This window comes from Pseudoduganella lurida (assembly GCF_007830455.1).
Lineage (GTDB): Bacteria > Pseudomonadota > Gammaproteobacteria > Burkholderiales > Burkholderiaceae_D > Rugamonas > Rugamonas lurida.
Map to the genome: position 1 here is coordinate 44,510 of NZ_VLLB01000016.1, position 12,755 is coordinate 57,264.

The following is a 12,755-nucleotide window of genomic DNA, read 5'->3' on the forward strand; positions in this document are numbered from 1 at the left end:
TCAGGCCCGAATGTGGATCAGGGTGAGACTTACGCCTCGCCACCATCCAGGTGCTGCTCGGCCGGGGCGCTTTCCAGCGCTTCCAGTTCGGCACCGGCTGCGGCACGTTCTGCCTGCAGCAGCGCGGTGCGTTCTTCCGCTTCCCAGACTTCCTTCTCGCGGCGGGCGCGGTGGAAGGCCAGGCCGGTACCGCCAGGGATCAGGCGGCCGACGATCACGTTTTCCTTCAGGCCACGCAGACCATCGCGCTTGCCCATGATCGCAGCTTCCGTCAGCACGCGGGTGGTTTCCTGGAACGAGGCGGCGGAGATGAACGAATCCGTCGACAGCGAAGCCTTGGTAATACCCAGCAGCACGTTTTCATACGTGGCCGGCAGCTTGCCTGCGGCGTTCATCTTGTCGTTCTCGCCCAGCAGTTCCGAACGTTCCACCTGTTCGCCCACGATGTAGTCCGTGTCGCCGGCGTTCTGGATCTGCACGCGGCGCAGCATCTGGCGAACGATCACCTCGATGTGCTTGTCGTTGATCTTCACGCCCTGCAGACGGTACACGTCCTGCACTTCGTCGACGATGTAACGTGCCAGCGCTTCGATACCCAGCAGACGGAGGATGTCCTGCGGATCGGCCGGGCCGTCCACGATCATCTCGCCCTTGTTCACCACCTGGCCGTCGTGCACCAGCACCTGCTTGTCCTTCGTGATCAGGAACTCGTGCTTGTTGCCGTCCATGTCGGTGATTTCCAGGCGCTGCTTGCCCTTCGTCTCCTTACCGAATGCCACCGTACCGGTGACTTCCGCCAGCATGCTGGCGTCTTTCGGGGAGCGGGCTTCGAACAGCTCGGCAACGCGTGGCAGACCACCGGTAATGTCGCGGGTCTTCTGCGATTCCGTTGGAATACGTGCCAGCACTTCACCGACCGATACCTGCTGGCCGTCCTTCACCATGATCAGCGCGCCGACCTGGAAGCCGATCGCCACGGCGTGTTCCGTGCCGGCGATCTTCACTTCATGGCCTTCTTCGTTCAGCAGTTTCACCTGCGGACGCACCGTCTTCGTCAGCGAGCCACGACGCTTCGCATCGATCACCACCAGCGTGGCCAGGCCGGTCACTTCATCGACCTGGCGTGCCACCGTGACGCCTTCTTCCACATTCTCGAAGCGCACCGTACCGGCGTACTCGGTAATGATCGGACGGGTCAGCGGATCCCACGTTGCCAGGGCGATGCCGGCTTTCACCGTCATGCCGTCCTTGACGTTCAGCGTCGCGCCGTAAGGCACCTTGTGACGCTCGCGTTCACGGCCGTGATCGTCCGTGATCAGCACTTCGCCGGAACGGGAAATGACGATCTGCGCGCCCTTGCCGTTCGTGACGTAACGCATGGTTGCCGTGAAGCGGATGATACCGTTCGACTTCGCTTCGACGGACGAGGCCACCGCAGCGCGCGATGCCGCACCACCGATGTGGAACGTACGCATCGTCAGCTGGGTACCCGGCTCACCGATCGACTGTGCTGCCACCACACCGACGGCTTCGCCGGAGTTGACCAGCATGCCGCGGCCCAGGTCGCGGCCGTAGCACTTGGCGCACAGGCCGAAGCGCGTGTCGCAGGTCAGCGGCGTACGCACCTTCACTTCGTCGATGCCCAGGCGCTCGATATCCTCGACCATGTCTTCGTCCAGCAGCGTGCCGGCTTCGTACACGGTTTCCTGGGTTTCAGGATTGACGATGTCGTTGTTCGCAACGCGGCCCAGGATACGGTCGCGCAGCGCTTCGATGACTTCACCACCTTCGACCATGGCCTTCATGTGCGTGCCGTTGGACGTACCGCAATCGTCCTCGATCACCACCAGATCCTGCGTCACGTCGACCAGGCGGCGCGTCAGGTAACCCGAGTTTGCCGTCTTCAGCGCCGTATCGGCCAGACCCTTACGGGCACCGTGCGTGGAGATGAAGTACTGCAGAACGTTCAGGCCTTCACGGAAGTTCGCCGTGATCGGCGTTTCAATGATCGAGCCATCCGGTTTCGCCATCAGGCCGCGCATACCGGCCAGCTGGCGGATCTGTGCCGCGGAACCGCGGGCGCCCGAGTCGGCCATCATGTAAATCGCGTTGAACGATTCCTGGGTCGTCTGGGTGCCGTCGCGCTTGACGACGTCTTCCACTTTCAGCTGGTCCATCATGGCCTTGCCGACTTCATCGGACGTCTTGCCCCAGATGTCGACGACCTTGTTGTAACGCTCGCCGGCGGTGACCAGACCCGAAGCGTACTGCTGCTCGATCTGTTTCACTTCCGATTCGGCCGTGGCGATCAGCGTCTTCTTCACGTCCGGCACCAGCATGTCGTCCACGCAGATCGAGATACCGGCGCGCGTCGCCAGGCGGAAGCCCGACTGCATCAGCTGGTCGGCAAACACCACGGTGGCACGCAGGCCGCACTTGCGGAACGACGTGTTGATCAGCTTCGAGATTTCCTTCTTCTTCAGCGAGCGGTTCAGCACGCTGAACGGCAGGCCTTTCGGCAGGATCTCGGACAGGATGGCGCGGCCGACCGTCGTTTCGTAACGGGTCAGCGTGCGGACGAATTCGCCCGTTGCCGGATCGCGCGGGTTTTCGACGATACGCACGGTGATGCGCGTGGCCAGTTCCACTTCCTTGTTGTCGTACGCGCGGATGACTTCCGACACGTCCGGGAACAGCATGCCCTCGCCCTTGGCGTTGATCGCCTCGCGCGTTGCGTAGTACAGACCCAGCACGATATCCTGGGACGGCACGATCGACGGTTCGCCGTTCGACGGGAACAGGATGTTGTTCGACGCCAGCATCAGCGTACGCGCTTCCATCTGCGCTTCGATCGACAGCGGCACGTGGACGGCCATCTGGTCACCGTCGAAGTCGGCGTTGAACGCGGCGCAGACCAGCGGGTGCAGCTGGATCGCCTTGCCTTCGATCAGCACCGGCTCGAACGCCTGGATACCCAGGCGGTGCAGCGTTGGTGCGCGGTTCAGCATGATCGGGTGTTCGCGGATCACGTCTTCCAGGATGTCCCAGACGACCGGTTCCTGCTGCTCCACCAGCTTCTTCGCGGCCTTGATGGTCGTGGCCAGACCCATCAGTTCCAGCTTGTTGAAGATGAAGGGCTTGAACAGCTCCAGGGCCATCAGCTTCGGCAGACCGCACTGGTGCAGTTTCAGCTGCGGACCCACCACGATGACCGAACGGCCCGAGTAGTCGACGCGCTTGCCCAGCAGGTTCTGACGGAAGCGACCGCCTTTACCCTTGATCATTTCAGCCAGCGACTTCAGCGGACGCTTGTTGGCACCGGTCATCGCCTTGCCGCGACGGCCGTTGTCCAGCAGCGAGTCCACTGCTTCCTGCAGCATGCGCTTCTCGTTACGCGTAATGATTTCCGGTGCGCGCAGTTCCATCAGGCGCTTCAGGCGGTTATTACGGTTGATGACGCGGCGGTACAGGTCGTTCAGGTCGGACGTGGCGAAACGGCCGCCATCCAGCGGGACAAGCGGGCGCAGTTCCGGCGGCAGCACCGGCAGCACTTCCATGATCATCCAGTCCGGCTTGATGCCGGAACGCTGGAACGCTTCCAGCACTTTCAGGCGCTTGGCGTATTTCTTGATCTTCGCTTCGGACTTCGACTCCTTCAGCTCCACGCGCAGCGTTTCGGCATCGCGATGGATGTCGATCGAGCGCAGCAGTTCACGGATGCCTTCGGCGCCCATGAATGCGGTGAAGTCGTCACCGTACTCTTCGTACTTGGCGGCGTAGTCGTCTTCCGACATGATCTGGCACTTCTTCAGCGGCGTCATGCCCGGATCGGTCACGACGTATGCTTCGAAGTACAGCACGCGTTCGATATCGCGCAGCGTCATGTCCAGGACCATGCCCAGGCGCGACGGCAGCGATTTCAGGAACCAGATGTGGGCGACCGGCGAGGCCAGCTCGATGTGGCCCATGCGCTCGCGGCGCACCTTGGCCAGCGTGACTTCGACGCCGCACTTCTCGCAGATCACGCCGCGGTGCTTCAGGCGCTTGTACTTGCCGCACAGGCACTCGTAGTCCTTGATCGGGCCAAAGATCTTAGCGCAGAACAGGCCGTCGCGTTCCGGCTTGAAGGTACGGTAGTTGATGGTTTCCGGCTTCTTGACTTCGCCGTAGGACCACGAACGGATTTTTTCAGGCGAGGCGAGACCGATCTTGATCGCGTCAAAGGTCTCGTTCGTCTGTACTTGCTTGAATAGATCGAGCAGGGCTTTCATGTATCACTCCAGGTAGTGATGAATTCTTGAAGTTGCCCGGGAAGCGCTGGCTTCCCGGGCGGCGTGCAGCTTAGGTGCGTTCCAGGTCGATATCGATACCCAGGGAACGGATTTCCTTCACCAGCACGTTGAACGATTCCGGCATGCCGGCCTCGATCACGTGATCGCCCTTGACGAGGTTTTCGTACACTTTGGTACGGCCATTCACGTCATCGGACTTCACGGTCAGCATTTCCTGCAGCACGTACGATGCGCCGTACGCTTCCAGTGCCCACACCTCCATCTCGCCGAAGCGCTGGCCGCCGAACTGGGCTTTACCGCCCAGTGGCTGCTGCGTCACCAGCGAGTAAGGACCGGTGGAACGGGCGTGCATCTTGTCGTCGACCAGGTGATGCAGCTTGAGCATGTGCATCACGCCGACGGTGACCTTGCGCTCGAACGCTTCGCCGGTGCGGCCGTCGTACATCGTGACCTGGTTCTTGGACGGGGTCATGCCCAGTTTCGCGGCGATCTCGTCCGGGTACGCCAGGTCCAGCATGCGGCGGATTTCCGATTCGTGCGCACCGTCGAACACCGGCGTCGCGAACGGCACGCCCTTCTTCAGGTTGACGGCCAGATTCATGATTTCGTCGTCGCTGAAGTTGGCGATGTCTTCCTTCGCGCCGGACTCGTTGTACACGGTCGTCAGGTACTTGCGCATCTCTTCGACCTTGATCTGCGCCTGCAGCATTTCGCCGATGCGGATGCCCAGGCCCTTGGCTGCCCAGCCCAGGTGGGTCTCGAGGATCTGACCCACGTTCATGCGGGACGGAACGCCCAGCGGATTGAGCACCACGTCCGCCGGCGTGCCGTCGGCCATGTAAGGCATGTCTTCCACCGGCACGATACGCGAGACCACACCCTTGTTGCCGTGACGGCCGGCCATCTTGTCGCCCGACTGCAGGCGGCGCTTGACGGCCAGGTAGACCTTGACCATCTTCTGCACGCCAGGCTGCAGCTCGTCGCCCTGCGTCAGCTTCTTGCGCTTCTCTTCGAAGGCCAGGTCGAACTGGTGGCGCTTCTCGTTGATCGATTCCTTGATCGCTTCCAGCGCGGTGGCCGCATCGTCATCGGCCGGGCGGATGTCGAACCAGTGGTACTTGTCCAGATCGGCCAGGTAATCCTTGGTGATCGCGGCGCCCTTCGCCAGCTTCTTCGGACCGCCGTTGACGACTTTACCGATCAGCATTTTCTCCAGACGCTGGAAGGCATCGCCCTCCACGATACGCATCTGGTCGTTCAGGTCCAGGCGGTAGCGCTTCAGCTCGTCGTCGATGATCTGCTGGGCGCGCTTGTCGCGCGGGATGCCTTCGCGGGTGAACACCTGCACGTCGATGACGGTACCGACCATGCCGGACGGCACGCGCAGCGACGTGTCCTTCACGTCGGAGGCTTTTTCACCGAAGATCGCGCGCAGCAGCTTCTCTTCCGGCGTCAGTTGCGTCTCGCCTTTTGGCGTGACCTTGCCGACCAGCGTGTCGCCGGCCTGCACTTCGGCGCCGATGTACACGATGCCCGATTCGTCCAGGCGGGCCAGCTGGTTTTCCGCCAGGTTCGAGATGTCGCGCGTGATCTCTTCGGCACCCAGCTTGGTGTCGCGAGCGACCACGGACAGTTCTTCGATGTGGATCGAGGTGTAACGGTCGTCCTTGACGACGTTTTCCGAGATCAGGATCGAATCCTCGAAGTTCAGGCCGTTCCATGGCATGAAGGCCACGGTCATGTTCTGGCCCAGCGCCAGTTCGCCCAGGTCGGTCGATGCGCCGTCGGCGATCACGTCGCCCTTGGCCACGCGGTCGCCCACCTGCACGATCGGACGCTGGTTGATGTTGGTGTTCTGGTTCGAACGGGTGTACTTGATCAGGTTGTAGATGTCCACGCCGACTTCGCCAGCCTGCGCTTCTTCATCGTTCACGCGGATCACGACACGGCCCGCATCGATGTAGTCCACCACGCCGCCGCGCAGTGCCTGCACGGTGGTGCCCGAGTCGACTGCCACGGTGCGTTCGATGCCGGTACCGACCAGCGCCTTTTCAGGGCGCAGGCAAGGCACGGCCTGGCGCTGCATGTTGGCGCCCATCAGTGCACGGTTCGCGTCATCGTGTTCCAGGAACGGAATCAGCGAGGCAGCGACGGAGACGATCTGGCCCGGCGCCACGTCCATGTACTGGATGCGTTCCGGCGAGACCAGGATCGTTTCGCCGGCTTCACGGGCCGACACCAGTTCGTCGTCCAGGATGCCGTTTTCATTGATGCGGGCATTTGCCTGCGCAATGATGTAGCGGCCTTCCTCGATGGCGGACAGGTAGTCGATCTTGTCGGTGACCTTGGTGCCTTCGACCTTGCGGTACGGGGTTTCCAGGAAGCCGTATTCATTCAGGCGGGCGTACAGTGCCAGCGAGTTGATCAGGCCGATGTTCGGGCCTTCCGGCGTTTCGATCGGGCACACGCGGCCGTAGTGGGTCGGGTGCACGTCGCGCACCTCGAAGCCGGCGCGTTCGCGTGTCAGGCCGCCCGGGCCCAGTGCGGAAACACGGCGCTTGTGGGTGATCTCGGACAGCGGGTTGGTCTGGTCCATGAACTGGGACAGCTGCGACGAACCGAAGAATTCGCGGATCGCGGCCGAAATCGGCTTGCTGTTGATCAGGTCATGCGGCATCAGGTTGTCGGCTTCGGCCTGGCCGAGGCGTTCCTTGACGGCGCGTTCCACGCGCACGAGGCCGGCGCGGAACTGGTTTTCCGCCAGTTCGCCCACGCAGCGCACGCGACGGTTGCCCAGGTGATCGATGTCATCGACTTCGCCGCGGCCATTGCGCAGCTCGACGAGGATCTTGATCACGGCCAGCACGTCTTCGTTGGCCAGCGTCATCGCGCCGGTCAGTTCGTCACGGCCGATGCGGCGGTTGAACTTCATGCGGCCGACGGCGGACAGGTCGTAACGGTCGGAGCTGTAGAACAGGCCGTTGAACAGCGCTTCCACCGATTCTTCCGTTGGCGGTTCGCCAGGACGCATCATGCGGTAGATCGCCACGCGGGCGGCGGTCTGGTCGGCGGTGTCGTCGATGCGCAGGGTCTGCGAGATGTACGCACCCTGGTCCAGGTCGTTCGTGTACAGCGTCTGCACGGAGGCGATGTTGGCGTCGCGCAGGCGGCCCAGCAGCTCTTCGGTCAGCTCGTCGTTGGCCGAGGCCACCACTTCGCCCGTTTCCGGATCGACGATGTTCTTGGCCAGCACGCGGCCCAGCAGGTAGTCTTCCGGCACCGAGATATGGGCGATGCCGGCGGCTTCGATCTCGCGCACGTGCTTGGCGTTGATGCGCTTGTCCTTCGTGACGATCGTCTTGCCATCCTTCGGATTGACGATGTCGAAGCGCGCGACTTCACCGCGCAGGCGTTCGGCCACGAACTCGAGTTCGCCGCCTTCCGAGCGCAGGTTGAAGTTGTCGAACACGAAGAAGTTCGCCAGGATCTGTTCCGGCGTCATGCCGATGGCCTTCAGCAGGATCGACACCGGCATCTTGCGGCGACGGTCGACGCGGAAGTACAGGATGTCCTTCGGGTCGAACTCGAAGTCGAGCCACGAGCCGCGGTAAGGAATGATCCGTGCCGAGAACAGCAGCTTGCCGGACGAGTGCGTCTTGCCGCGGTCGTGCTCGAAGAACACGCCCGGGGAACGGTGCAGCTGCGACACGATGACACGCTCGGTGCCGTTGATCACGAACGAGCCGGTGGTCGTCATCAGGGGCAGTTCGCCCATGTAGACTTCCTGCTCCTTCATTTCCTTGACGACCGGCTTGGTTGGCGATTCCTTGTCCAGGATCACCAGGCGCACTTTCGCGCGCAGCGGCGAAGCGAAGGTCAGGCCACGGAGCTGGCACTCTTTCACGTCGAAGGCGGGATCGCCCAGCACGTAGGAGAGGAACTCCAGGCGTGCAAAGCCGTTATGCGAAACGATCGGGAAGATGGAACTGAAGGCCGACTGCAGGCCTTCGTTCTTGCGGGTCGCCACCGGAGTGTGCTCTTGCAAGAAGTTTTCGTACGACTCGAGCTGGGTCGCCAGCAGGAACGGAACGTTGTGGACGTTGGCGCGTTTCGCGAATGATTTGCGAATGCGTTTCTTCTCAGTAAATGAGTAGTGCATGGACACTCCGTGAGTGACAGGAAAGGGTAGAGAATTCAGGTTTCGGCTTGTATGCTCGCGACAGCGGGGCTAACATTCAGGCGAAACCTCAAGGCACTACCGCTCCTGCGGGGAAACAAAAGGCACAAAAGAAGCTACTTCAACAACTAAATACAGCAGAGACGACAAAGGAGCCAAAGCCGGCCCTCCCCCTTTTCAGAAGGAGAGCCTGGACTTTGGCTCGGGCGCTAAGTGTTGCCGGCGCCGATGATACGAATTACTTCAGGTCAGCCTTGGCGCCTGCATCTTCCAGCTTCTTCTTGCCGGCTTCAGCGTCAGCTTTCGACAGGGCTTCCTTCACGACCTTCGGTGCGCCGTCGACCACGTCTTTGGCTTCTTTCAGGCCCAGACCGGTGATTTCACGCACGGCCTTGATGACGCCGACCTTGTTCGCGCCGACTTCCGACAGGACCAGGTTGAACTCGGTCTGCTCTTCAGCAGCAGCTGCAGGGCCTGCGCCGCCAGCTGCAGGTGCCGACAGGGCAGCTGCCGACACGCCGAACTTCTCTTCGAACGCCTTGACCAGGTCGTTCAGTTCCAGCACGGTCAGGTTGCCAACGGCTTCCAGGATATCTTCTTTGCTAATTGCCATTTGAAACTCCTAATTGATTTGTATGCTTACAGATTGATTACTTGACTTGTCCAACAACGGGCAGCAATCAAGCGGCCGGCGCTTCTTCAGCCGCTGGGGCTGCGTCTGCTGCAGGCGCTTCGGCGCCTTCGCTGTTTTTGGCTGCCAGGGCAGCCAGACCACGTGCAAAGCTCGACACCGGAGCCAGCCAGACACCAGCCAGCTGGGCCAGCAGGACTTCACGGCTCGGGATGTTCGCCAGTGCCGACACGCCAGCCACATCGAGCTGCTTGCCTGCAAAGTTACCTGCCTTGATGACCAGCTTGTCGTTGGTCTTGGCGAAGTCGGAAATGACTTTCGCTGCGGCCACGGCATCGTCCGAGATCGAGTAGATCAGCGGACCGGTCATTGCGTCGGACAGGTTGGCGAACTGCGTGCCTTCGACAGAGCGACGGGCCAGCGTGTTCTTCAGAACACGCAGGTACACGCCCTGGGCACGCGCGGTTGCACGGAGTTTCGTCAAGTGAGCAACCTGGATGCCACGGTACTCAGCCACGACGATCGTTTGCGCAGATGCTACTTTTGCGGAAACTTCGGCGACGACGGCCTTTTTGTCATTCAGATTGAGACCCACGGTCAATCTCCTTAAAGGATGCAGAAAAATTTCCGCATCGGTTTCGAACAACGGCGTCCGAGGTTAGGAGTCCAATGGACTGCAAAACTTGTTCGGGTACACCATCTGCGTTGGGGAACATCGCTGTTCATTAACCAGTTGCCTGCCTGCTGCTTCCGGCCCAACGGTCTTTGATTGCCTGGCCCGCACTTCCGTACGGACCAGCCCAAAGATGTGCCCGGTTAGTATTCCACCGGGGCTTGATTCTGTTGCTTAGGCAGCCAGCGTGGTCTGATCCACGCGAACGCCCGCGCCCATCGTCGACGACAGGGAGACCTTGCGCAGGTACACGCCTTTCGACGAGGCCGGCTTGGCCTTGTTCAGCGCATCGATCAGGGCAACCAGGTTGCTCTTCAGATCTGCGTCGGTGAACGACTTGCGGCCGATCGTGGCGTGGATGATACCTGCCTTGTCGGTACGGTACTGGACCTGGCCGGCTTTGGCGTTCTTCACGGCGGTGGCGACGTCAGGCGTCACGGTACCGACCTTCGGGTTCGGCATCAGGCCGCGTGGGCCCAGGATCTGGCCCAGGGTACCGACGATACGCATGGTGTCAGGCGAGGCGATCACGATGTCGAACGGCATGTCGCCGGCCTTCACGCGTTCTGCCAGGTCTTCCATGCCGACCACGTCTGCACCGGCTGCCTTGGCAGCTTCGGCCTTGTCGCCGGAGGCGAACACGGCGACGCGAACGGTCTTGCCGGTGCCGGCTGGCAGCACGACGGAGCCGCGAACGACCTGGTCCGATTTCTTCGGATCCACGCCCAGCTGGACGGACACGTCGATCGATTCATTGAACTTGGCGGTGGCCAGTTCCTTGATCAGCGAGACGGCGTTGTCGAAGGCGTACACTTTGGTACGGTCTACTTTAGCCTTGATGGCTTGTGCGCGTTTGGACAGTTTTGCCATGATCAGATCCCCTCGACGGTGATGCCCATCGAACGAGCGGAACCGGCGATGGTGCGTACAGCGGCTTCCAGGTCGGCGGCGGTCAGGTCCGGGGTTTTCAGTTTTGCGATTTCTTCAGCTTGTGCGCGCGTCAGCGTGCCGACCTTGTCGGTATGTGGCTTCGGCGAACCTTTTTGCACGCCCGAGTGCTTCTTGATCAGGAACGTGGCTGGTGGGGTCTTCATCACGAAGGTGAAGGACTTGTCCGCGAAGGCGGTGATCACCACCGGAATCGGCATGCCTGGTTCCATGCCCTGCGTCTGGGCGTTGAACGCCTTGCAGAATTCCATGATGTTCAGGCCGCGCTGACCCAGTGCCGGGCCGATCGGTGGGGATGGGTTTGCCTTACCAGCTGGCACTTGCAGCTTGATAAAGCCAATGATTTTCTTTGCCATGATGGCGTTTCCTATCGTTGGGATTTGAGTGGTAGCGCCCCGCCGGTACTATCTGGCAGGGCTCCTCGTACGGATTGACGCTCCGTTGGGCGTGGACTACATCAGACTTTTTCGACCTGGCCGAATTCGAGCTCGACCGGGGTTGCGCGACCGAAGATCGTGACCGACACGCGCACCTTGGATTTCTCGTAGTTGACTTCTTCGACATTGCCGTTGAAATCGGTGAACGGACCATCCTTGATGCGGACCTGTTCGCCCACCTCGTACAGCACTTTCGGCCGCGGCTTCTCGACGCCTTCCTGCATCTGCATCATGATCTTGTCGATCTCGCGTGCAGGGATCGGCGTCGGCTTGTTCGATTTGCCGCCGATGAAACCGGTGACCTTGGCGGTATTCTTCACCAGGTGCCACGTTTCATCCGTCATTTCCATTTCCACCAGCACGTAGCCCGGGAAGAAACGGCGTTCGGTCACGGACTTCTGGCCATTCTTGACTTCGACGACCTCTTCGGTCGGAACCAGGATCTGGCCGAACTGTTCCTGCATGCCGGCGCGCTCGACGCGCTCCGTCAGGGCGCGCTGCACGCTCTTCTCCATGCCGGAGTAGGCATGCACAACGTACCAACGCTTATTGCTGACTGGGACGCTGAGCGGTGCGCCAGCGTCTTGCGCCGGAACTTCGCCGGTCGCGTCGTCCTGCTCTTGCACGTTATCGCTCATTTAATTTTTCCAACCCAGAATCAAGTCGTACAACAGGAATTCAAGCAGCTTGTCCGTACCCCACAGGAAGATCGCCATCACGACCACGAAGGCAAACACCAGCAGGGTGATTTGCGTGGCTTCCTTGCGGGTGGGCCAGACGACCTTCTTGGTCTCGCGAACGGCTTCTTTCGCGAAATTGATGAAATCACGACCGGAAGTGGAGGTATAGGCAATGCCGACGGAAATAAGCAAACCAACCACAAGCGCAGCTGCCCGCACCAGGGTTGGTTGACCTGCCAGATAGAAGAACCCGGCGACGCCTGCAATCGCTGCAACCACCGCCAGCACGACCTTGAACTTGTCGCCGCTCGTGCCAACGGTTTGCACGGATTGATTAGACATTCTTTTTACTTTCGGTGCCCTGCACCAGAATTCGGTGGCAGGGGCGGAGGGCCTCGAACCCCCAACCTTCGGTTTTGGAGACCGACGCTCTGCCAATTGAGCTACGCCCCTACGAAAACTTCCCAATGGAATCCGCTATTCTAGCACCCAACGCTGTTGGGCGCTAGTCCTACCTGGCGGCGGATTCTTACTGCAACTACAACTGCTTAGGCGATGATTTTAGCAACCACGCCGGCGCCGACGGTACGGCCGCCTTCGCGGATTGCAAAACGCAGGCCTTCTTCCATCGCGATCGGGTTGATCAGCTTGACGGTGATCGACACGTTATCGCCTGGCATGACCATTTCCTTGTCCGCTGGCAGCTCGATCGAGCCGGTCACGTCCGTCGTACGGAAGTAGAACTGAGGACGGTAGTTGTTGAAGAATGGCGTGTGACGGCCACCTTCATCCTTCGACAGAACGTAGATCTCGCCCGTGAAGTGGTTGTGCGGCTTGATCGAGCCCGGCTTGGCCAGAACCTGGCCACGCTGCACGTCTTCACGCTTGGTGCCGCGCAGCAGCAGACCGACGTTGTC

Annotated in this window: 9 protein-coding genes and 1 tRNA gene; all 10 read right to left on the bottom strand. The window is 60.9% G+C overall.

The window, feature by feature from the left end:
• Positions 1-29: 29 nt before the first annotated feature.
• A complete protein-coding gene (rpoC, locus tag IP91_RS25525) occupies positions 30-4,271 on the bottom strand; it encodes a DNA-directed RNA polymerase subunit beta' (protein WP_145653379.1) in 4,242 nt (1,413 codons plus the stop codon).
• A 70-nt stretch (positions 4,272-4,341) separates the two neighbouring features.
• Entirely contained in the window at positions 4,342-8,451 is a 4,110-nt protein-coding gene (gene rpoB / locus IP91_RS25530) for a DNA-directed RNA polymerase subunit beta (RefSeq protein WP_145653381.1), read from the bottom strand.
• A 256-nt stretch (positions 8,452-8,707) separates the two neighbouring features.
• The gene (gene rplL, locus IP91_RS25535) at positions 8,708-9,082 is read right to left on the bottom strand and encodes a 50S ribosomal protein L7/L12 (protein ID WP_145653383.1); all 375 of its coding nucleotides are present in this window, start codon (positions 9,080-9,082) and stop codon (positions 8,708-8,710) included.
• 67 nt (positions 9,083-9,149) lie between these two features.
• Entirely contained in the window at positions 9,150-9,695 is a 546-nt protein-coding gene (rplJ, locus tag IP91_RS25540; RefSeq protein ID WP_145653406.1) for a 50S ribosomal protein L10, read from the bottom strand.
• 252 nt (positions 9,696-9,947) lie between these two features.
• Positions 9,948-10,643 carry a 50S ribosomal protein L1 gene (gene rplA / locus IP91_RS25545; protein WP_145653385.1) on the bottom strand — a complete coding sequence of 232 codons (696 nt, stop codon included), beginning with the start codon at positions 10,641-10,643 and terminating at the stop codon, positions 9,948-9,950.
• A 2-nt stretch (positions 10,644-10,645) separates the two neighbouring features.
• On the bottom strand, positions 10,646-11,077 hold the full coding sequence (gene rplK / locus IP91_RS25550; protein ID WP_112939725.1) for a 50S ribosomal protein L11: 432 nt from the start codon (positions 11,075-11,077) through the stop codon (positions 10,646-10,648).
• A 101-nt stretch (positions 11,078-11,178) separates the two neighbouring features.
• Positions 11,179-11,796: a transcription termination/antitermination protein NusG gene (gene nusG / locus IP91_RS25555; RefSeq protein ID WP_145653387.1), complete on the bottom strand. Its 618-nt coding sequence runs from the start codon at positions 11,794-11,796 to the stop codon at positions 11,179-11,181.
• Positions 11,797-12,180 carry a preprotein translocase subunit SecE gene (secE, locus tag IP91_RS25560; RefSeq protein WP_145653389.1) on the bottom strand — a complete coding sequence of 128 codons (384 nt, stop codon included), beginning with the start codon at positions 12,178-12,180 and terminating at the stop codon, positions 11,797-11,799.
• Positions 12,181-12,215: 35 nt separating this feature from the next.
• A tRNA-Trp gene (locus tag IP91_RS25565) sits at positions 12,216-12,291 on the bottom strand.
• A gap of 95 nt (positions 12,292-12,386) precedes the next feature.
• Positions 12,387-12,755, bottom strand: a 369-nt coding sequence (locus IP91_RS25570) for an EF-Tu C-terminal domain-related protein (protein WP_145653391.1), incomplete at its 5' end; no start/stop codon positions are given.